Below are 18,894 nucleotides of genomic sequence, written 5' to 3'. Positions count from 1 at the left end.
CGCTTGCATTCTTGGGACGTTTTCGCATACGAACTGTTACCCAATCAGCTGCGCGCCTTGCGCTTGCTTCTTGGACAGTTCATCAGCGGTCAACGTCAACCAATCATGCTGCGCGCGTTGCGCTTGCATTCTTGGGACGTTTTCGCATACGAACTGTTACCCAATCAGCTGCGCGTTTTGCGCTTGCTTCTTGGACAGTTCAGCAGCGGTCAACGTCAGCCAATCATGCTGCGCGCGTTGCGCTTGCATTCTTGGGACGCTTTCGCATACGAGTCGTTGCCCAATCAGCTGCGCCCTGTGAGCTTGCCTCTTGGACGACTCAGCAAGATTATACAAGATGTAGATTGGGCAGTCAAGGGACTAAACTACATATTGTGGTTTATCCACAGAAAAAGCGCCCTTTATCCACAGGGGAAAAGGGCGCTTTCCGCAAGATTTTCAAGGCTTTTGGCGCGGCGAAAAATTCTTTCAAAAAAGTTATGCACAGGCGGCAGCTACTCCTTCGCCTGTATGATTGTGCGCATGGGGAACGGGATGTCGATGCCCTCCTCGCGGTAGCGGCGCGTCAAGGCCTTGATGAACTCGTGCTTCAACAGGAACTGGTTGACGAAACTGCTCGTGCGCAGCACGACGTCGAATTCGATGGCAGAGTCGCCGAAGGTGTGGAAGCGCACGACGGGATCGCTCTCAACGTCGTGATCGAACGCTGCCATGACCTCGTTCGCCACTTCAAGGGTCACGCGCTCCACCTCGTCGAGATCGCTCGCATAGCTGACGCCGACGGGGATGGCGACGGAGATTTCCTGCGCGGGCATGTCGTAGTTCGTGAGAACGGAAGACGCGAGCTTCTGATTCGGCACGATGATCGTGTTGCCGCCCAGGGTCTGCACCGTCGTGAAGCGGAAGTTGATGTCGGCGACCTTACCTTCCTCGCCCGCCGACATGCGGACATAGTCGCCGATGCGAATCTGGCGCGAGAGGATGAGCTGCAGCCCCGAGAAGATGTTCGACAGCGTCTCCTGCATACCGAGGGCGAGCGCCGCGCCGCCGACGCCCATCGCCGTGAGGATCGGCGCGACGGAAATGCCCGCATACTGCAGGACGACGAGCACGCCCATGGCGTAGATGACGCCGGAAAGAATGGAGGACAGGAGCGTCGTCTTCGGCAGAGCCGCGCCGCTCGTGCGCGTCTTCATCTCGATGAATCCCGTGATTGTGCGCGAAGCGACGCGCGTCAGCGTGAAGACGATGATACCGAAGAGGATGTAGGAGAGGAACTGCGCGATTGTTGGGAAGACGTCGATGGTCTTGATCGACCAGTAGACGCCGACGCCCATGCACCACGAGACGGGCACGCCGCGAAGCGCATGGATGAAGATCGACCAAGCCGTATCCTCGCCGACCGTGACCCTCTCGCGAATCTGTCGGTCGATGAGCTTGTTGAGGAATATGCCGACCGTCAGCGCCGCGAGCATGATGCACGCAGGCATGAGCAGGAAATCGGTCATCTCATGCCATGTCAGCTCCTGAAGTTTCATAAAAAAGGACAAAATCTCTCCTCCTCTAGCATGTGGATAAGTCGAGCAGGAAAAGCTTCGGCATGGCAAGCCGTGCCGGGCTTATCCCCAAAAATCTGTGGATAACTGTGGAAAACAAGTGTTTTCTTTGTGGATAACAGACCGTATGCGAAGGTTTAGCGTGAAAGTCCAAGAAGTCAAGCCCAAAGGGCGCAGACCGATTGGCTTTTTCATATAAGGCGTGAGGACATATGCACAGCATGACGCTCTGATACGCCATCACAGGAAACGGGGACAAAAACAATTATGCCACTCCGAGTGGCGGTTGAGAATATGTCCTAAAAGTTTGCACTTATATGCGGATTCCGAAACCGCCGTGCTCGCCGTCTTGATTCTCTTCGCGGTCTTGGCGGATGGCGGCGGTGCGTGCGGCTTTCTTCGCCTCTTCTGTCGCCTTGACGCCTGCTTCACCTTCCATCATGCGACTTGCCTCGCGGAAGGCGGAAAGCGCCTCGGAAAGAGAGGCGAGCATCGAGGCGTCGGGCGAGGCGGCAGGAACACCTGTCGAGAGCGGCGGGGTCGGTGCAGGTGCTACAACCACGCCGCTCGGGACGGCCGCGGGGGAGGAAGCCTGTGTGCGTGCGCCCTTCGAGGCCGCCGCACTTGCTGCAGCCGCGGGCGGCGCCTCTGCCGCACCTGCCGCCTCTGGCGCGGTGCGCACCGCCGCGCCCGCGATGGCGGAAAGCCCGGCGGCGGCAACCTTGGCGGCGCGGTCAGATTCGCGCCTTTCGCGTGCGGCGCGCATCGTTTCAAGGTCGGCCAGAAGCTCCGCCTCATGTGCGGCACGCATGGCGGGTGTCGGCTCGCCCTTTTTCCTGTGCAAGAACTTGTAGGCGAAGATGCCTGCGAGACAAGCGCAAAGGACGGCGACGACGGCGAGGTGCATCATGCCGAAGCCCTGCGGCGGCTCGTCGGCGGACGGCTTCGGCACACGCGTCTCCGTGCCCGGTTTCTCCTGCACCGCCTGTGCCGCCGGCGGCAGATTTGTCGCCTCGGAGGAGGTCGTCTGACTCTTTGTGCCGCCCGCTTCGGGCGCGGCGGCAGCCGGTTTCTGCGCGAGCTTTTCCTCCTTGCCCGGTTCTTCTCCCGCCGTCTTTTCCTGTGTCTTTCGCTCGGGCGTTCCCATGAGCCGTTCGCCCGCCGCGCGTGCGTTTGCCGCCGCATCCTGGCCGGCTTGTGCAGCGTCGGCAGCCCGTTGCTGTGCGCCCTTGATCGCCGACTGTCCGGAAGCGCCGAAGTCCGGCAGTCCGCCGACCGCCTCCGATGCAGCGTCAAGTCCCGGAACAGCCGGCGGCGTTGGTGCCTGCGGCGCCTGAGGTCCTGCAATCGCCATGAAAATCCCTTCTCCCTACAGAAAAAGCTTCGTAGAAAAGTCCACGAAGCCTTGAGACATCTGGTGGAGAGGGTGGGACTCGGACTCACGGTACATTGCTGCACACTTGATTCGAGTTCCTGTTTGCCTCTCTCCGGAAATGCCGTATCTTCAACAATCCTTGAAATACTAGGCCTCGCATTTATCCTATATTAGCTTGTATTAAGCTCTTTGTAAAGCTGTCGGGCTGTCAAACTATCGCCCATGTTTCTCGGCGATTTCGTCCGTGGTTTTATAGATGTCATACTGCATTTTCTCGGTATTATGCACGTAGCGATCCATAGTGAAAGTTCCGTGTCTAGCAAATATACACTAGCATGAGTGCAAGAAGCGACAGGGCGAACAAGCCGCCGCACCCGATGCGGCGATCAGCAGGAGAACTCGGTGCGACGTTGTCTGACGTAGGCTGGGGTGCTTGCTGGATCAAGGACTGCTGACACTTTGGGCAAGCATCCCATTGCTTTCTCATGCGATGCCCGCAGTAGGGGCATTCGGTGGTATTTTGTCCGACAGGCTTATCGAGCCGCTTGACGTAGGAAAGCCCTGTGCCGGGAATTCCTGCCGATACGGTCGTTCCGTTTTTGCCCATCGTGAGATGTGCGCCGCGTGTGCCGACGGAAACGCTCGAAAAGCCGTCTTTACCGATATTGACTTTGATGCCCGGCAGAATCTTGATGGACTTGCGAAATCTCCATCCCATGAGGAGCAGCCCCCTTTCTTGTTTGCAAAGATGGTTTTACATCGTGTCTGGATCGTCGTAGTTCCCTGTATAAAGAATCGTGTGTAGATAATCTCTAGTAGGAACGTCATAAACATCTACTTGCGTATAATATCCCTGGCATGTTGGTAGAACAATATCTAAAGGAGAGCGTGTCTGTTGTCGTGCGAGCTATTTCTTTTTCCGTCTGGCGTATTTTTCCTTATTCTTTTCTTTTATATCCCAAAAGACGAGTTCAAGAGCACGCTTCACTTTTTCTTTGTCTTCACCGTTGAGGATGACGCCGTTGTAGGTCAACTGGTCTTCGTTGAGGACCTTTTCCAGCTGGAGGCGCGTGCGGGCATCCATGTGATGAGGAGCGGAAGCGTTGCTCTCATTAAAGTGGGCTTCGTGCGGTACAGGTGTATCATTGCCAAAAAGGTAGTCTGTCGAGACTTGGAATCTCTCTGCAAGTTTCAAAGTGACATCACTAGGAGGAACACGTTGCCCGAGCTCATAAAACGAAATCATTTTAGGTGTCAATCCTAAGTAGTCAGATAGCTTCTTTTGTGTCAATTCGTAAGACGTAACTCTTTTATCCGTTGACTAATCTATTTATCATCGCTCCTTTAGTATTGACAGCTCTATTGTAGCTCAAATTTTTTTAAAAAGCTATTGGCAATATACTAAAAGTACAGTGTTATTGATAGATGTACGGGGGTGAGGAAATGAATGAATTAAAAAGGCTATGGGAGGGAAGTGGTACATCGGAAAAACATCAGCGTCAGAAGCCGACGCAAAAAGTTCCTTGAAAAATATGTTTCGGTGGGACAGTCCAGAGAAAAGCGAGTGCGCGATGCAATCGAGAAGGCAGAAAAAGACTTCCCGAAGACAGGAGAATTTTTGTATGATGCGTTACTCCTGCATCTTCCTGAAATTGATGTTCCCTTGACGGAAGAGGCGGCGAAGATGCAGGAGAAAATCCTTGCACTGTGTAAAGAAATGGAAGTGGAATAAAGATAAGCCGTGACAGTTCGTATGAAGACTGTCACGGCTTTTTGTTTGTCTACAGTTTACCTACAAAAACGTTATGGGAAAATATAGAAGATGTCGAGAAGGCTGTCAAAAATAAAAAGCAAAAGAAAAAGACTTCCAAGCAAAACGCTCGGAAGTCTTGAAATATCTGGCGGAGAGGGTGGGATTCGAACCCACGGTACATTGCTGCACACTTGATTTCGAGTCAAGCACCTTCGACCACTCGGACACCTCTCCTCAAAGGTACTGTGCTAGTTTACCACATCTTTTTCCGCTTGTAAAGGGGCGCGGTGCACGTTCCTTGGCGCACTGCGCACGATGCTGCACGATACTTACAAAGTGAATGCTCGTGCGAGGTCACAGCGTGCCGAAGATGCGGTCACCGGCATCACCGAGGCCGGGGACGATGTAGCCGTGTTCGTTGAGATGGTCGTCGACGGCAGCGGTGTAGATGGGGATGTCCGGGTGTGCCGTATTGACCGCGCGTACACCTTCTGGTGCAGCGACGAGACAGAGGAGCACGATGTTCTTCGCGCCCTTCTTCTTCAAGAGGTCGAGCGCTGCGGCGGAACTGCCGCCCGTGGCGAGCATGGGGTCGACGACGATGAACAGGCGCTCACCGATGTCGCCCGGCAGTTTACAGAAGTATTCGACGGGCTGCAGCGTCTCGGGATCACGGTAGAGTCCGATGTGTCCGACGCGGGCGGCGGGGATGAGGCGCAGCACGCCTTCCGCCATGCCGAGTCCCGCACGAAGGATGGGAACAATGCCGAGTTTCTTGCCCACGAGCTTCTTCGCATGGCAGGCTGCGACTGGCGTCTCGATCTTGACATCCTCAAGCGGCAGGTCGCGTGTAATCTCGTAAGCCATGAGCATGGCGATCTCTTCGAGAAGTTCGCGGAAGTCCTTCGTGCCCGTTTCCTTCTGGCGCATGAGCGTGAGTTTGTGCTGAACGAGCGGATGATCGACGATATGTACGGCGAGATCCGCTTGGTTTTCCTGAGTCATGGGAGGCCTCCTCACTCGTAAAGGGGATATTTTTCGCAAAGGGCGTCAACGCGTTTTTTTGCTTCCTCCTGCGCAGCCGCGTCCTTCACATGATCGAGCACGAGCGCGATGATGGCGGCGACCTCTTCCATGTCGGCCTCTTTGAAGCCACGCGTCGTGAGCGCGGGTGAGCCGAGGCGGATGCCGCTCGTGACGAAGGGGGACAAAGGCTCGAAGGGGATCGTGTTGCGGTTCGCCGTGATGCCGACACCGTCGAGGAGGTTCTGCGCATCCTTGCCCGTGACGCCCTTGCTCCTGAGGTCGACGAGCATCAGATGGTTGTCCGTGCCGCCCGAAACGATGCGGAAGCCCTTTTCCTGCAAGGCCGCGGCGAGCGTCTTGGCGTTCTTCACGACTTGTGCAGCGTATTCCTTGAAGGCGGGCTGCAGCGCTTCTTCCAAGGCGACAGCTTTCGCCGCGATGACGTGCATCAAGGGGCCGCCCTGGATGCCGGGGAAGATCGCCTTGTTGAACTGTGCGCCGAATTCCGCGTCCTTCGTGAGGATCATGCCACCGCGAGGGCCGCGGAGCGTCTTGTGCGTCGTCGTCGTCACGACGTCCGCCCACGGCAGCGGGCTCGGATGCATGCCGCCCGCGACGAGTCCCGCGATGTGCGCCATGTCGACCATGAGGTAGGCGCCGACCGCCTTGGCGATGGCGGAGAGCCGCTCGAAGTCGATGATGCGCGCATAGGCGGAAGCGCCGGCGACGATGAGCTTCGGCTTGACTTCCTTCGCTTGCCTTTCCAGCGCATCGTAGTCGATGCACTCCGTCTCCTTGTCCACGCCGTAGGGGATGACGTGGAAGTACTTGCCCGACATGTTGACGGCACTGCCGTGCGTGAGGTGTCCGCCGTCCGTGAGATTCATGCCCATGTAGGTGTCGCCGGGCGAAAGCAGCGAGAAGAACACCGCCATGTTCGCCTGTGCGCCCGAGTGCGGCTGCACGTTGACATAGCCTGCGCCAAACAGCTCTTTCGCACGCTCGATGGCAAGCGTCTCGACGACGTCGACGCACTCGCAGCCGCCGTAGTAGCGCTTGCCCGGGTAGCCCTCGGCGTACTTGTTCGTGAGCACGCTTCCCTGCGCCTCCATGACCGCGTGACTCACGATGTTCTCCGAAGCGATCAGCTCAAGTTTGTGACGCTGGCGCGAAAGTTCCGCCTCAAGTGCCGAAGCGATCTTCGCATCGGTCTTCTTCAATGCATCCATCAATGCCATACATTTCCCTCCTGATCTGTCGATAACGGGGACACCCCCGTTTCCTGCCTATCCATACCATCTTATTGTACTATGAATTCTTAGCCTCGACAAGCCCGCAGGGCGCAGACGAGGGTTAGAAGTCATTGTCCAGCAACGCTGTGGCTACGAATTCTTAGACGCGACAAGCCCATAGGGCGCAGGCAAATCTTGAAGCATCGCGGCAGAATTGCTATACTATACTTACTTTAAAGTAGTATCAAAGCGAGGGGGAGCATCGATGGAAAATCTGGCGATCATCGACATGGGGTCGAACAGCATTCGGTTCATCGTCATGCAGATCAACGACAACCATTCGTATTTCCTGCAATATCAGCAAAAGGAGGCGATTCGGCTTGGCAAGGGCATGTCGGAGACGGGGAAACTCAATCTTGACGGCGTGAAGCGTGCGCTTGAGTGCCTGCACGTCTACAAGCACATGATGGAGGTCATGCAGGTCACGCGCTGCATCGCGGTCGCGACGGCGGCGGCGAGGAGCGCATCCGACGGACAGCAGTTCATCGAGCGTATTCGCGAGGAGACGGGCATCGAGATTGAGATCATCTCGGGTGAGCGCGAGGCATACCTTGGATACCTCGGTGTCGTGAACACGATAGACGCGAAGGATTTCATCCAGTTCGACCTCGGCGGCGCATCGATCGAGGTTTCGCTCGTTTTGAACCGCAAGATTAAGGAGTCGGTTTCCGTACCCTTGGGCGCGGTGACGATGACGGATAAGTTTGGCATGCAGGATATCGTGACGCAGGGGGTCCTCGACAAGTGCGTGAAACATGTGGAAAAGAAGTTCCGCGAGATGATTCCCTGGGCGAAGGACAGACACCTGCCCGTCATCGGCATCGGCGGTACCGTCCGAAACCTCGCGAAGATGGATCAGTACAAGACGAGCTACCAGCTCGCGCGCATCCATAACTACATCATTCCGCGCGAACGCTTCGAGCCTTGCTATCAGGCCATCATCAAGTCGAGCTGCACGAACCGCAGGAAGTTCGGCGGGCTTTCTACGGAGCGCGCCGACATTATCGTCGCAGGTGCGACGATTGCACGCTGCCTCATGGAGTTCAGCGGCGGCAAAGACCTCATCGTTTCGGGCTGCGGCCTCCGAGACGGCGTCTTCTACGAGTATTACGGCAAGAAATACGGTGCAGGATCGCCCGTCGTCAAGGACGTGCTCAAGGCGAGCGTAGAGAACTACCTGAAGCGCGTGGAGCGGCGCATGGAGCATCTAGGGCGCGTTCACGATCTCGCCTTGAGCCTCTTCGACCAGCTGAGGCGCCTGCACGGTGCTCCGAAGCGTTCGCGCGACCTCCTGTCCGTTGCCGCGTGGCTGCACGATGCGGGCAAGATCGTCAACTATTACGAGCACGCGCGAAACTCCGCCTTCATCATCAACAACGCGCCGCTCTACGGCATGACGCAGAAAGAACAGCTCAAGGCGTCCTTCATCGCGGGTTTCCATCACGGCATCAGCAACAAGATCATGCGCTCGTATCGTTACGCCATGATGGTCACGCAGCCCGAATGGAAGGAGATCCGCAAGCTCGCGACATTGCTCGCGCTCGCCGAGGCCGCCGATGTGACCTACGAGGGTCTTGTCACAGGGTTTGAGGCGGCGGCAACGTCTGAGGGCGTCGCGCTCTCCGTCATCGCCGCGCCCGATGCCGACACCCGCGCTACGGATTTCGAGATGCAGAGTTTCTGCAAGCAGTTCAAGAAAGAGTTCGGCCGGCCGCTCGTCATCGTGTGGCGCAAGTAGGCGCGCGTATCTAACATAAGAAAGGATTTCCTTAGAAAATTTCTTTTCGAGCAAGGAAACGCATTCTTTTAGAGAATTGAGATTATAGTAGAAAAGTCTTGAGGGAAAACTGTATTAGGAGGGATGTGTCATGTGGAAAAAATTCTTGTTCGTCGTTTGCGTCCTACTGCTTCTGACCGCAAGCCTGGCGGGAGCGGAAGCAGCGGTGGCTGCGTCGCCGGAAGCGGTGTCTTCGCCGTCTGGCATGGAGACGCGACTGAAGCTCCTCGCAGGGGAATGGCTCAGTCCCAAGGGGACACTTATTTTGGAGGTTGAGGGGCAGAAGATCAACGGCTGTGAGATCACGAAGTACGAAGATCTCGTTGATCGCTCGACCATGGGAACGACGGTCTTCTGGATCTTGGAAGAGGAAGGCGAGCGCATGATGCAGCTCGACTGGCGCATCCAAGGTGACGATAACGACTACATCTTCCTCGACGGCAGGCTCAAGCTGCATCGCGCTTCTGGGTTGTGAAACGGGTTGCCGTATGAGCTGACGCAAACGCTCCCGCACAGGATTTCGTTTTGCCTTGTGCTGGGGCGTTTTGCGTGGGGCTGGAAAAGTAATGAAAGATCCCCGATCCGTCTGCTCCCCTTAGGCTTGACATCTCAATATGAGAAAAAAGTGTGAAAAAATGTAAACTGCAAGCAGGAATTTTGAGGAAAAAGGAGAACTTGAAAACTAAGGATAATTATGTTTTAATTAAGGAAGACTGACTCAATCAGCGATCCTTGGAGAGCGCCCGGCGCTCTCTTTGAAGAAGTATTCCTGCATACCCCCGTGGTGGGGCGAAAGAGGAGGCAGTAATGTGGACAAGCGGGAAAGCATGTGGGAGCGTTATCTCCGCAACGGCCTGAGCCGCCGCGACTTCCTGAAAGGGTGCGTCGCGCTGACATCTCTGATGGGGCTTGATACGAGCATGGTCTCGAAGGTCGTCGAGGCGGCGGAGTCGAAGCCTCTGCCGGTCGTGATCTGGATGCACGGTCATGAGTGCACGGGCTGCGACGAGTCGTTCATCCGCTCGGCGGCGCCGATGGCATCCGATCTGGTGCTGAACATGATTGCGCTCGAATACAGCCACGTCCTGAGCGCGGCTTCGGGCGAGCCGTTCGAGGCGCATCTTGAGCAGACGATTGAAAAGTACAAGGGGCAGTACATCCTCGCCGTCGAGGGTGCGATTGCGACGAAGGACAATGGCGTCTACTGCATGTCGGGCGGTCATCCGTTCATCGATACGTTCCAGCGCGTAGCCAAGGATGCGGCGGCGATCATCGCCTACGGCACGTGCGCGACGTCGGGCGGTATCCAGGCGGCTGCGCCGAATCCGACAGGATCGGCGGGCGTCAGCCACTATGTGGGCAACAAGCCGGTCATCAATGTCCCGGGCTGTCCTCCGATCCCCGAGGTCATGACGGGCGTCGTCATGCACGTCGCTCTCTTTGGCTCGGTTCCCGACCTCGATATGGAGAGCCGTCCCAAGCAGTTCTACGGCAACCGCATTCACGATACGTGCTACCGCCGCCCCTTCTTTGATGCGGGTATGTTCGCTGAGCGCTTCGACGACGCGGGTTCGAAGGCGGGCTGGTGTCTTTACAAGCTCGGCTGCAGAGGCCCCGAGACGTACGCTTCGTGCGGCAATCTGCGCTGGTTCCAAGGCATGAGCTATCCGATTCAGTCGGGCGCGCCGTGCATCGGCTGCACGAACGCGAACTTCTGGGACGATGCGCCGTTCTCCGACCGTCTGCCGAAGTACGGGCCTCTGGGCAGCATCGACAAGATCGGCGTCGGACTCGCGGTCGGCACGGCGGCGGGCGTCGTCGTACACGGCGCTCTGAGCCTCGCGCAGCGCGCAAAGGCGGATGCGGCGATCGAGAAGGAAGAGGAGAAGGCGAAGAGAGAGCAGGTGCATAAATGAAACATGTAACGGTCGATCCGGTAACGAGAATCGAAGGGCATCTGCGCGTCGAGGTGCAGGTGGACGAGGCGACGGGCAAGGTCACGGATGCTCTTTCGAGCGGCACGGCGTGGCGCGGTCTCGAACTCGTCATGAACGGGCGCGATCCGCGCGACGCGTGGGCGTACATCCAGCGTATATGCGGCGTCTGCACGACGGCACACGCGCTGTGTTCCGTGCGCGCCGTTGAGGATGCGCTCGGCATCCGCATCCCGACGAATGCAAACTATATCCGCAATATCATGGCGGGCTGCCTGACGGTGCAGGATCATCTCGTGCATTTCTATCATCTGCACGCTCTCGACTGGGTCAGCCCCGTCGAGGCTCTGGCGGCAGACCCGGTTGCGGCGGCGAACCTGCAGCGTGAGATTCTCAAGCTGCGCCTGCCGCTCGCAGGCCCTGCAGGGCTCAATACGGAAGCGTATCCGAAGGACTTCCCGAATGCGACGCCTGAATACTTCGCGGCATTCAAGCAGAAGATCGAGCAGATCGTCAAGAGCGGGCAGCTCGGCATCTTTGCGGCGAACTGGTGGGATCACCCCGACTACAAGATCCTGCCGCCCGAGGTGCATCTCATCGCGGTCGTCCACTATCTTGAGATGCTCGACAAGCACCGTGAGATCATGACGCCGCACGTCGTGTTCGGCGGCAAGAACCCGCACGCGCACTATGTCGTCGGCGGCATGCCGTGCGCAATCTCCCTCGACGACGGCAATGCGCCGATCAACACGGCTCGCCTCGCCATCGTCGACCGCGCCGTGAACCTCACGCGCACGCTCGTCAACGAATATTATCTGCCCGATGTGCTCGCCATCGGCTCGCTCTACGTCAAGGCGGGCAAGGTGGACGGCGGCGGCCTCGCCAAGCATTGTGTCATGGCGTTCGGCCAGTTCCCCGATCAGAGCTACACGGGCACGCGAAACGGCGATTTCATGCGCCAGCTCTTGATCCGCTCGAACGGCGTCGTCGAGAACTTCGGCGCAGGCCTTGCGGCGGCGACCTTCACGGAGGTCAAGGCGGAGGATCTGTCCGATCCCGTCGCCTTCACCGAGGGCGTCGATCATTCGTGGTATGAGTACGAGGGCGCGGAGAGCGATCTCCATCCGTGGGCAGGACAGACGAAGCCGAAGTACACGGCGCCGAAGGTCGGCACGCAGACGAACTGGCAGGAGCTCAACGAGAAGGGCAAGTACTCGTGGCTCAAAACGCCGAAATGGCGCGGTAAACTCGCCGAGGTCGGTCCTCTGGCGCGCTACATCATCATCTACGTCAAGGCGAAGAATGGCCTCCTGCCCGATCCGACGTGGGCGGAGCAGATGATGCTCAATCAGATGGACGCCGTGTCGAAGGCGCTCGGCCTCGCGCCCGAGGTCTGGCTGCCGACGATGGTCGGCCGCACGGCGGCGCGTGCGCTCGACGCGCAGCTCAACGCCGAGATCGAGAAGTACTACTTCGACAAGCTCATCGCGAACATCAAGGGCGGCGACCTTGCCGTCGCAACATCCGACAAGTGGGATCCCGTGACGTGGCCGAAGGAAGCGAAGGGCGTCGGCCTCTACGACGCGCCGCGCGGCGCGCTCTCGCACTGGGTCGTCATCAAGAACGGCAAGATTGCGAACTACCAGTGCGTCGTGCCGACGACATGGAACGCCTGCCCGCGCGACGATGCGGCAGGACACGGCGCCTACGAGATGGCGATGATGGACACGCGCGTTGCCGTGCCCGACAAGCCCTTGGAGATCGTGCGCGTCATCCGCTCGTTCGATCCGTGCATGGCTTGCTCCACGCACGTCTACAACGCGAACGGCGACACGCTCAAGATCATGACGACCGATCCCTATGCAGGACTGCAGGTGGAAGAATAGAACGATCACGCATCGTGGAAAGGAGAAACTGCCGCGAGTGGGGCGTTCATCGCGCGTTTCGCGGCAGCAGGGACATGTGATATGAGAGAAGTCAAACGCAGGATTTACTACGTTTTCAGTCCTTGGCTCAGGATCTTTCACTGGATCATGGTCGTCTGCATCTCGGTCCTCTTTGCGACGGGATTGATGATCACCGAGCCTTGGCTCATTTACTCCGTCGAGCCGACGTTCAGCGGCATGACGACGGACAACATCCGAAACATCCATTTCATCGCAGCGTTCACTTTCATGGCGGCCTTCCTCCTGAGGATCTACGGCTTCTATGTGAACCGCGGCGACCGTCTCTTCCCGCGCTTCTGGGAGGGGCTTTTCTGGCGGGCGATCGGCGACGTCATCCTGCATTACATCTTCGTGCGCTACGAGCACAAGTCGTACTTGAGGAATCCGATTGCGCGCATGTCGTACACGCTGCTCTACGTGCTCGTCGCCATCGAGGTCTTGACGGGCTTTGCGATGTACGGCGCGAACGAGCCGGAAAGCGTGTCCTTCATGCTCTTCGGCTGGGTCATCACGCTCTTGGGCAACGAGTTCATGGTGCACCTCGTGCACCACTACGTCGCCTGGTTCATCATCCTCTTTGCCATCGGCCATCTCTACATGGTCATCCGCGCGGAGTTCATGGAGGGCGAGAGCGAAGTGTCGAGCATGTTCTCCGGCAGGAAGATCCTGACGCACGAGCCGCTTGACGCTTATCAGCTCAGTCACCCCGAGGAAGAGCATAGGGGCAGGGCGAGCTGAGGAAGGAAGAGGTCTATGTGTAAAGAATGCGGCTGCGGCGCGTCGAACGGCAATACGCGCCTGCAGTTCAACGTCAAAGGCTATACGGAGGAATCGGCGAAGGGCGCGGAAAAGGCGCTTTTGGGTCTCGCGGGCGTGCTCTATGTGCACATCCACGCGCACGACGGTGAAACGACGGTCGACTACGATCCGGCGAAGACGAAACTCACGGAGATTCTTGGCATTTTCGAGGAGCGAGGCCTTTCGGCTGCGCTCTGAGTCGGACGGTGCGCGTTTGCCGCATCGTTTCAACAGGGAAAGATGGCGCCCCCTTTCGGCAAGCCGCCGGAGGGGGCGCTTTTCGCATAGGAGGAAGTTCGGTGCATGAAATGGCGATCGCCGAGGGGATTTTGGACATCGCGCTCAAGACGATGGAGGAAAACGAGGCGAAGCGCGTCGCGCGCGTGAAGCTGCTCGTCGGTGAAATGGCGGGCGTGGAATGCGAGTCGCTGCTCTTTTGCTTCGAGGCTCTGACAAAAGGCACGGCGGCAGACGGCGCGGCGCTCGACATCGAGCGCGTGCCGCTCGTCGGACGCTGTGCGGCTTGCGGTAAGGAGCAGCATGTCGAGCGATACAGCTTCTTGTGCCCTTCGTGCAGGAACGGTGCACTTGAAATCATCTCGGGACGCGAACTCAAGGTGGAATCTTTGGAGGTGGATTAAGAAAATGGAAGTCAAGGTCATGAAGAACGTTCTGGCGATGAATGATGAGGTGGCGGCTGAGAATGCCGCAGACTTTCGCGCGCGCGGCGTATTCGTGCTCAATCTCATGGGATCGCCGGGCGCGGGCAAGACGACGCTCCTGGAGCGCACGTTGGAAGCCCTGAAGGAGGAGATGCGTCTCGCCGTCATCGAGGGCGATCTCTTCACGTCGAAGGACGCCGAGCGCATCGACCGCCTCGGCGTGCCCGTCGTGCAGATCAACACGAGCGGCGGCTGTCATCTCGACGCGCCGATGGTCAAGAGTGCGCTCTCGTCCATCGACCTCGATTCGCTCGACATGCTCATTATCGAGAATGTCGGCAACCTCGTCTGCCCGGCGGAATTCGAGCTGGGTCAGGACAAGAAGGCGGTCGTGCTGTCGATCACGGAGGGGGACGACAAGCCATTGAAGTACCCGCTGATGTTCAAGGAGGCCGACGCGGCTCTCCTCAACAAGGTCGATCTCCTGCCTTACACGGACTTCGACTTGGAGAGTGCGACAGACGACATCCAGACGCTTCATCCGGGCATCGAGGTCATGGCGATCGCGTGCCGCACGGGCGAGGGACTCCCCGCATGGCTCTCGTGGCTTCGGAAGAATGTGCGCGAGAAGAAGGAGGCGGCTCGATGAGTGCAGCGTTCTTGGACGTATCGCCCGAAGAGATCGAGCGTGCGAGAAAAGAGCTTGAGGCGACGCCCGCCGTGACGGTTCTCGGCATCGGCAACGTCATCCTGCAGGACGAAGGCTTCGGCGTGCGCGCCGCCGAACTCCTGCGCGAGAAGTACGACTTCCCGCCCACCGTGCAGATCATCGACGGCGGCACGCTCGGCGCGGAGCTTCTGGGCGTCATCACGGGCACGGAGCATCTGCTCGTGCTCGATTCCGTCAACGGCGGCAAGGAGGCGGGCACGCTCTTTCATTTTGAGAATGAGGGAATCTCGGCGCACTTCCAGGACAAGCTGTCGGTGCACGAGGTCGGCATTCAGGACGTGCTCGCGACGCTTTCCGTGACGGGACGCGCGATTCCCGACGTCGTCGTGCTCGGCGCACAGCCCTACGCCGTCGGTGCGGGCGTTGCGCTCAGCCCGCAGATGGAGGCACTTCTGCCCGAGATCGAGCGTCGAGCCATCGACGTGCTCTCGCGCTGGGGCGTCGAGGTGCGGGCGAAGGGTGCTTCTCGCGAGGTCGCCTTCACGCGCGTCGCCGAGGCGAAGCATGAGAAGGCGGGCGCTTCGTGCGGCTTCGTCGCAGAGGACGAGGCCGATGCGCCGCTCGATGTGCCGATGAAGCAGGCGGGCGAGGCGATGCGCACGGCGCGGCAGACTTTGCCGCATGAGCTTCTGACGAAGGGAGGCGAAGGCTGATGTGTCTTGCTGTACCGGCGAAGGTGCTCGATATTGCGGGCAGCGTCGCGCGCGTCTCCGTCAACGGCGTGGAGCGCGAGGCGAGCCTCATGCTGCTGCCTGAGGCGAAGCTCGGCGACTACGTGCTCGTACATGCGGGCTTTGCCATGCAGATCGTTGAGGAAAAAGACGCCGAAGAAACGTACGCGCTGCTCGCCGAGATGAAGGGTGCGCCGCGCACGGTGATGTAGGAAGCGAGGAAATGCCTTGAAGAAACTCACGCCGCAAGAAGAAAAGGAAGCGGCAAGGGCGCTCCTTGCTGACATCGAGCGCCTTGCCGCGGGCAGGCATCTTCGCTATATGGAGGTCTGCGGCACGCACACGGTCGCCATCTTCCGCGCGGGACTTCGGCAGATTCTGCCCGAGAATATTGAGCTTGTCTCCGGCCCCGGCTGTCCCGTGTGCGTGACGAGCGACGCCTACATGGACAAGGCGATCGCCTGCGCGAAGATGGAGGCGGTCACCGTCGCGACGTTCGGCGACATGCTCAAGGTGCCGGGTAGCCGCGAAAGCCTCGCAGATGCGCGTGCGGCGGGCGCGGACATCCGCGTCGTCTACTCGCCGCTCGACGCGCTCGCTGCCGCGCGGGAGAATCCTGAAAGGACGGTCGTCTTCCTCGGCGTCGGCTTTGAGACGACAGCGCCGACCGAGGCGGCGGCGGTGCTCTCGGCAAAGGAGGAGGGACTGAAGAACTTCTGCGTCTTGTCGGCGCAGAAACTCGTGCCGCCTGCCGTGAAGCTCCTCTTGGCTGATCCCGATGTGCATGTCGACGGCTTCCTGCTGCCCGGGCACGCGTGCGTCGTCACGGGCACGCGCCCCTACGCCTTTCTCGCCGATGAGGCGCATAAGCCCGGCGTCGTCGCGGGCTTCACGCCGCTCGCGATCCTGCGTGCCGTCTGGCGGCTCGTGCGGCAGACGGCGGCGAATGAAGCCCGCATCGAAAACGAGTACGGCTCCGTCGTGCGCGAAGAGGGCAACCCCGCCGCGCTCGCCGTCCTCGCGCGCGTCTACGAGGAGACGGCGGACGAGTGGCGCGGCCTCGGCGTCATCGAGCGCTCGGGGCTTCGCATGCGCGAGGAGTTCGCCGCGTTCGATGCCGAGCGCCGACTGCCCGTCGAAGTTGAGCGCACAGAGAAGAAGACGGCATGCCGCTGCGGCGAGGTTCTGCGCGGCGCGGTGCGCCCGACGGACTGCACGCTCTTCGCGAAGGCGTGCGTGCCGACGCACGCCGTAGGGCCGTGCATGGTGTCGGTCGAGGGCGTGTGCGCCGCCTGGTACAAGTACGGCCGAGGGAGGTTTCACTTTGGAAAATGAGAAGATCACGCTCGCGCACGGCGCGGGCGGCAGCCTGAGCCAGGCGCTGATGGAGAGCGTCATCCTGCCTGCCTTCGGCAATGAGTTCCTGCAGAAGATGCACGACGGCGCGGCGCTCGACCTTGGCGGCAAGACCGCCTTCACGACGGATTCCTTCGTCGTCGCGCCGCGCTTCTTCTCCGGCGGCGACATCGGCAAGCTCGCCGTCTGCGGCACGGTCAATGATCTCGCGATGACGGGCGCCGTGCCGCGCTACATCTCGTGCGCCTTGATTCTGGAAGAAGGCCTGCCCATCGAGGAGCTCAGGCGCATTTTGCACTCGATGAAGGAGGCTGCGGCAGAAGCGAAGGTCGCCATCGTCACGGGCGACACGAAGGTCGTCGGCAAGGGCGCGGCAGACGGCATCTACATCAACACGGCGGGAATCGGCGAGATCGAACGCGCGATGGAGCCGCAGAATGTCAAGGCGGATATGGACGTCATTCTCTCGGGCACGCTCGGCGATCATGCAGCGACCGTCATGGCAGAGCGCCACGGCATCGAGATCCCCGCGACGCTTCATAGCGACTGTGCGCCCTTGGGAGAACTCGCCGCCCTCATGCGCCGCGCCGCGCCCTCGATCGCCTGCATGAGAGATCCGACGAGAGGTGGCGCGGCGGCGGTCTTGAACGAGATCGCATGTGCGGCACAGGTCGGCGTCATCCTTGACGAAGAGGCGCTTCCCGTGCGCGAAGAGGTCGAGGGCATCGCCGCATTTCTCGGCTTCGATCCGCTGGAATTGGCGAACGAGGGCAAGGCGATCGCCTTCTGCGCGCCCGAAGAAACAGAGGCGCTTCTCGCCGCCATGCACGAGCATCCTTACGGCAGAAACGCCTGCTGCATCGGCCGCACGACAGCGGAGGAGCCGGGTATCGTCGCACTCAAGACGGCGCTCGGAGGCCTGCGCATCGTCGACATGCCGCTCGGCAATCTCGTGCCGCGCATCTGCTAGGGCGGCGGCGCACATCGCCGCATGTATAGCAATTTTTCATGGAACGGCGTAAATTCGTAAAGTAACTTCCGCGATGTAAGTCTGTGGGATTTAGTCTAAGAAAGTCGATAGGAGTACGCGCAAGAAGCATTGGAATTTGCGATGTCACTTCATTTACCTGCTGTAATTTCCCTGTAACTTGCGATTGACAAGCCGCATGGGAAATGGTATACTCATCCTTGTTGTGTAGCCTTATTTGCAGGCTGACGAAAACTTCATATCGACTGCGGCTTGCCGCAGGCAGATTCAAGCATTGGAGAGTTGTCCGAGTGGTTGAAGGAGCACGCCTGGAAAGCGTGTATACGGGGAAACCTGTATCGAGAGTTCGAATCTCTCACTCTCCGCCAGTGATGAAGGCAGGCGTTGTCCCGTTTCGGGGATGACGCCTTTTCTGTGTCTTGGAGCGGCCGCTTTGCCATCGGCAACACGACGACGGGCAACACCGTGAACGTCCGCGCGAACGCCGCAGCCGTCACAGGCGGCAGATCCATGGGCGCGGCGTCGAATAACATTGAACCTCGGCAATGTCACGGTCGCCTCCGCACGCGCAGGCCGCGCCAAGAGTGACTATAGCCTGCACGGCGAGAATGCCGGATATGACGGCTCGAATGCTTACTGCGGCCTCCACCTCGGCATTGGCAAGACTTTCGCCCTGTCGGAAAGCTCCTCCCTCGACGCCTATGTGCGTTATTTCTGGTCGCACCAGGACGGTATATCGGTGAAACTGCGCGGCTCGGGCGACGCCTACGACTTCGTTGACATCGACTCGCATCGCCTGCGTCTCGGCTTCCGCTACAGCAAAAAGGACAAGAACACGGGCGCATGCTATGCGGGACTGGCATGGGAGCATGAATTCGGCGGCGAGGCGAGCGCGAGCGTCGGCACATCCAAGGCGACGACAGCGACTACATCTTCCTCGACGGCAAGTTTAAACTGCATCCTGACGGTGCTTTGTAGGGCAGGACGTACGGCAGCAAAAAAACAGGAGCACAGACCTCGAGGGGTCTGT

Annotated in this window: 20 protein-coding genes, 2 tRNA genes and 2 pseudogenes; 17 read left to right on the top strand and 7 right to left on the bottom strand. The window is 59.2% G+C overall.

Going from position 1 to position 18,894, the window contains the following annotated elements; all coding sequences use genetic code 11:
- Positions 1-558, top strand: a pseudogene (locus RWS31_RS10215) (hypothetical protein); the annotation flags it as partial.
- Here the strand turns inward: RWS31_RS10215 and RWS31_RS10210 are convergent.
- From RWS31_RS10210 to RWS31_RS10195, 4 genes are all read right to left on the bottom strand, one after another.
- On the bottom strand, positions 495-1,550 hold the full coding sequence (locus tag RWS31_RS10210) for a mechanosensitive ion channel family protein (protein WP_314598093.1): 1,056 nt from the start codon (positions 1,548-1,550) through the stop codon (positions 495-497). The pseudogene RWS31_RS10215 and the gene RWS31_RS10210 overlap by 64 nt on opposite strands.
- Before the next feature lie 319 nt (positions 1,551-1,869).
- Complete coding sequence (locus RWS31_RS10205; protein ID WP_314598091.1) at positions 1,870-2,910, bottom strand: hypothetical protein; 1,041 nt, start codon at positions 2,908-2,910, stop codon at positions 1,870-1,872.
- A gap of 337 nt (positions 2,911-3,247) precedes the next feature.
- Positions 3,248-3,649, bottom strand: coding sequence for a DUF4236 domain-containing protein (locus tag RWS31_RS10200; RefSeq protein WP_314598089.1), 402 nt, complete (start codon positions 3,647-3,649; stop codon positions 3,248-3,250).
- Between the two features lie 189 nt (positions 3,650-3,838).
- Positions 3,839-4,222: a helix-turn-helix transcriptional regulator gene (locus RWS31_RS10195; protein ID WP_314598087.1), complete on the bottom strand. Its 384-nt coding sequence runs from the start codon at positions 4,220-4,222 to the stop codon at positions 3,839-3,841.
- A 183-nt stretch (positions 4,223-4,405) separates the two neighbouring features.
- On the opposite strand from RWS31_RS10195, the gene RWS31_RS10190 reads away from it, so the two are divergent.
- Entirely contained in the window at positions 4,406-4,663 is a 258-nt protein-coding gene (locus RWS31_RS10190) for a hypothetical protein (RefSeq protein WP_314598085.1), read from the top strand.
- Positions 4,664-4,830: 167 nt separating this feature from the next.
- On the opposite strand, the gene RWS31_RS10185 is transcribed toward RWS31_RS10190, so the two are convergent.
- The 3 genes from RWS31_RS10185 to glyA all read right to left on the bottom strand — a co-directional run bounded on the left by RWS31_RS10185 (position 4,831) and on the right by glyA (position 6,948).
- A tRNA-Ser gene (locus tag RWS31_RS10185) sits at positions 4,831-4,918 on the bottom strand.
- 120 nt (positions 4,919-5,038) lie between these two features.
- The gene (upp, locus tag RWS31_RS10180) at positions 5,039-5,689 is read right to left on the bottom strand and encodes a uracil phosphoribosyltransferase (RefSeq protein ID WP_314598083.1); all 651 of its coding nucleotides are present in this window, start codon (positions 5,687-5,689) and stop codon (positions 5,039-5,041) included.
- A gap of 11 nt (positions 5,690-5,700) precedes the next feature.
- Entirely contained in the window at positions 5,701-6,948 is a 1,248-nt protein-coding gene (gene glyA / locus RWS31_RS10175) for a serine hydroxymethyltransferase (RefSeq protein ID WP_314598082.1), read from the bottom strand.
- A 259-nt stretch (positions 6,949-7,207) separates the two neighbouring features.
- On the opposite strand from glyA, the gene RWS31_RS10170 reads away from it, so the two are divergent.
- From RWS31_RS10170 to RWS31_RS10100, 15 genes and pseudogenes are all read left to right on the top strand, one after another.
- Positions 7,208-8,740, top strand: coding sequence for a Ppx/GppA phosphatase family protein (locus RWS31_RS10170; RefSeq protein ID WP_314598081.1), 1,533 nt, complete (start codon positions 7,208-7,210; stop codon positions 8,738-8,740).
- Positions 8,741-8,870: 130 nt separating this feature from the next.
- Positions 8,871-9,254: a hypothetical protein gene (locus RWS31_RS10165; protein ID WP_314598079.1), complete on the top strand. Its 384-nt coding sequence runs from the start codon at positions 8,871-8,873 to the stop codon at positions 9,252-9,254.
- Positions 9,255-9,588: 334 nt separating this feature from the next.
- Positions 9,589-10,695: a hydrogenase small subunit gene (locus RWS31_RS10160; protein ID WP_314598076.1), complete on the top strand. Its 1,107-nt coding sequence runs from the start codon at positions 9,589-9,591 to the stop codon at positions 10,693-10,695.
- Entirely contained in the window at positions 10,692-12,599 is a 1,908-nt protein-coding gene (locus RWS31_RS10155) for a nickel-dependent hydrogenase large subunit (RefSeq protein ID WP_314598075.1), read from the top strand. Before RWS31_RS10160 ends, RWS31_RS10155 begins: the two co-directional genes overlap by 4 nt.
- 81 nt (positions 12,600-12,680) lie before the next feature.
- On the top strand, positions 12,681-13,397 hold the full coding sequence (cybH, locus tag RWS31_RS10150) for a Ni/Fe-hydrogenase, b-type cytochrome subunit (RefSeq protein WP_264918159.1): 717 nt from the start codon (positions 12,681-12,683) through the stop codon (positions 13,395-13,397).
- A 15-nt stretch (positions 13,398-13,412) separates the two neighbouring features.
- Positions 13,413-13,655, top strand: a complete 243-nt coding sequence (locus RWS31_RS10145) for a hypothetical protein (protein ID WP_006192754.1) — start codon at positions 13,413-13,415, stop codon at positions 13,653-13,655.
- A gap of 101 nt (positions 13,656-13,756) precedes the next feature.
- On the top strand, positions 13,757-14,098 hold the full coding sequence (gene hypA, locus RWS31_RS10140) for a hydrogenase maturation nickel metallochaperone HypA (protein WP_314598073.1): 342 nt from the start codon (positions 13,757-13,759) through the stop codon (positions 14,096-14,098).
- A 4-nt stretch (positions 14,099-14,102) separates the two neighbouring features.
- A complete protein-coding gene (gene hypB / locus RWS31_RS10135; protein ID WP_314598072.1) occupies positions 14,103-14,768 on the top strand; it encodes a hydrogenase nickel incorporation protein HypB in 666 nt (221 codons plus the stop codon).
- Positions 14,765-15,502 carry a HyaD/HybD family hydrogenase maturation endopeptidase gene (locus tag RWS31_RS10130; protein WP_314598070.1) on the top strand — a complete coding sequence of 246 codons (738 nt, stop codon included), beginning with the start codon at positions 14,765-14,767 and terminating at the stop codon, positions 15,500-15,502. Before hypB ends, RWS31_RS10130 begins: the two co-directional genes overlap by 4 nt.
- Positions 15,502-15,732, top strand: a complete 231-nt coding sequence (locus RWS31_RS10125; protein ID WP_006192758.1) for a HypC/HybG/HupF family hydrogenase formation chaperone — start codon at positions 15,502-15,504, stop codon at positions 15,730-15,732. Before RWS31_RS10130 ends, RWS31_RS10125 begins: the two co-directional genes overlap by 1 nt.
- A gap of 16 nt (positions 15,733-15,748) precedes the next feature.
- Complete coding sequence (gene hypD / locus RWS31_RS10120; RefSeq protein ID WP_314598068.1) at positions 15,749-16,855, top strand: hydrogenase formation protein HypD; 1,107 nt, start codon at positions 15,749-15,751, stop codon at positions 16,853-16,855.
- The gene (gene hypE / locus RWS31_RS10115; protein ID WP_314598066.1) at positions 16,845-17,846 is read left to right on the top strand and encodes a hydrogenase expression/formation protein HypE; all 1,002 of its coding nucleotides are present in this window, start codon (positions 16,845-16,847) and stop codon (positions 17,844-17,846) included. The genes hypD and hypE overlap by 11 nt, the downstream gene beginning before the upstream one ends.
- 294 nt (positions 17,847-18,140) lie before the next feature.
- A tRNA-Ser gene (locus RWS31_RS10110) sits at positions 18,141-18,232 on the top strand.
- A gap of 16 nt (positions 18,233-18,248) precedes the next feature.
- The gene (locus RWS31_RS10105; RefSeq protein WP_314598065.1) at positions 18,249-18,452 is read left to right on the top strand and encodes a hypothetical protein; all 204 of its coding nucleotides are present in this window, start codon (positions 18,249-18,251) and stop codon (positions 18,450-18,452) included.
- Positions 18,397-18,735: pseudogene (locus tag RWS31_RS10100) on the top strand (autotransporter outer membrane beta-barrel domain-containing protein); the annotation flags it as partial. The gene RWS31_RS10105 and the pseudogene RWS31_RS10100, both read left to right, overlap by 56 nt.
- Between the last annotated feature and the right edge of the window lie 159 nt (positions 18,736-18,894).

The organism is uncultured Selenomonas sp. (assembly GCF_963528755.1).
In the GTDB taxonomy this organism is placed as follows: Bacteria; Bacillota; Negativicutes; order Selenomonadales; family Selenomonadaceae; genus Selenomonas.
Note: the sequence above shows the minus strand (reverse complement) of the source record. Positions and strands in the feature narration are given on the sequence as shown.

What these genes read in the sequence shown, in the direction of transcription:
- RWS31_RS10205 (WP_314598091.1), bottom strand. Translation starts at nt 2,910, where the DNA reads ATGGCGATTGCAGGACCTCAGGCGCCGCAGGCACCAACGCCGCCGGCT.
- hypB (WP_314598072.1), top strand. Translation starts at nt 14,103, where the DNA reads ATGGAAGTCAAGGTCATGAAGAACGTTCTGGCGATGAATGATGAGGTG.
- upp (WP_314598083.1), bottom strand. Translation starts at nt 5,689, where the DNA reads ATGACTCAGGAAAACCAAGCGGATCTCGCCGTACATATCGTCGATCAT.
- glyA (WP_314598082.1), bottom strand. Translation starts at nt 6,948, where the DNA reads ATGGCATTGATGGATGCATTGAAGAAGACCGATGCGAAGATCGCTTCG.
- cybH (WP_264918159.1), top strand. Translation starts at nt 12,681, where the DNA reads ATGAGAGAAGTCAAACGCAGGATTTACTACGTTTTCAGTCCTTGGCTC.
- RWS31_RS10200 (WP_314598089.1), bottom strand. Translation starts at nt 3,649, where the DNA reads ATGGGATGGAGATTTCGCAAGTCCATCAAGATTCTGCCGGGCATCAAA.
- RWS31_RS10165 (WP_314598079.1), top strand. Translation starts at nt 8,871, where the DNA reads ATGTGGAAAAAATTCTTGTTCGTCGTTTGCGTCCTACTGCTTCTGACC.
- RWS31_RS10170 (WP_314598081.1), top strand. Translation starts at nt 7,208, where the DNA reads ATGGAAAATCTGGCGATCATCGACATGGGGTCGAACAGCATTCGGTTC.
- RWS31_RS10130 (WP_314598070.1), top strand. Translation starts at nt 14,765, where the DNA reads ATGAGTGCAGCGTTCTTGGACGTATCGCCCGAAGAGATCGAGCGTGCG.
- RWS31_RS10125 (WP_006192758.1), top strand. Translation starts at nt 15,502, where the DNA reads ATGTGTCTTGCTGTACCGGCGAAGGTGCTCGATATTGCGGGCAGCGTC.
- RWS31_RS10155 (WP_314598075.1), top strand. Translation starts at nt 10,692, where the DNA reads ATGAAACATGTAACGGTCGATCCGGTAACGAGAATCGAAGGGCATCTG.
- RWS31_RS10145 (WP_006192754.1), top strand. Translation starts at nt 13,413, where the DNA reads ATGTGTAAAGAATGCGGCTGCGGCGCGTCGAACGGCAATACGCGCCTG.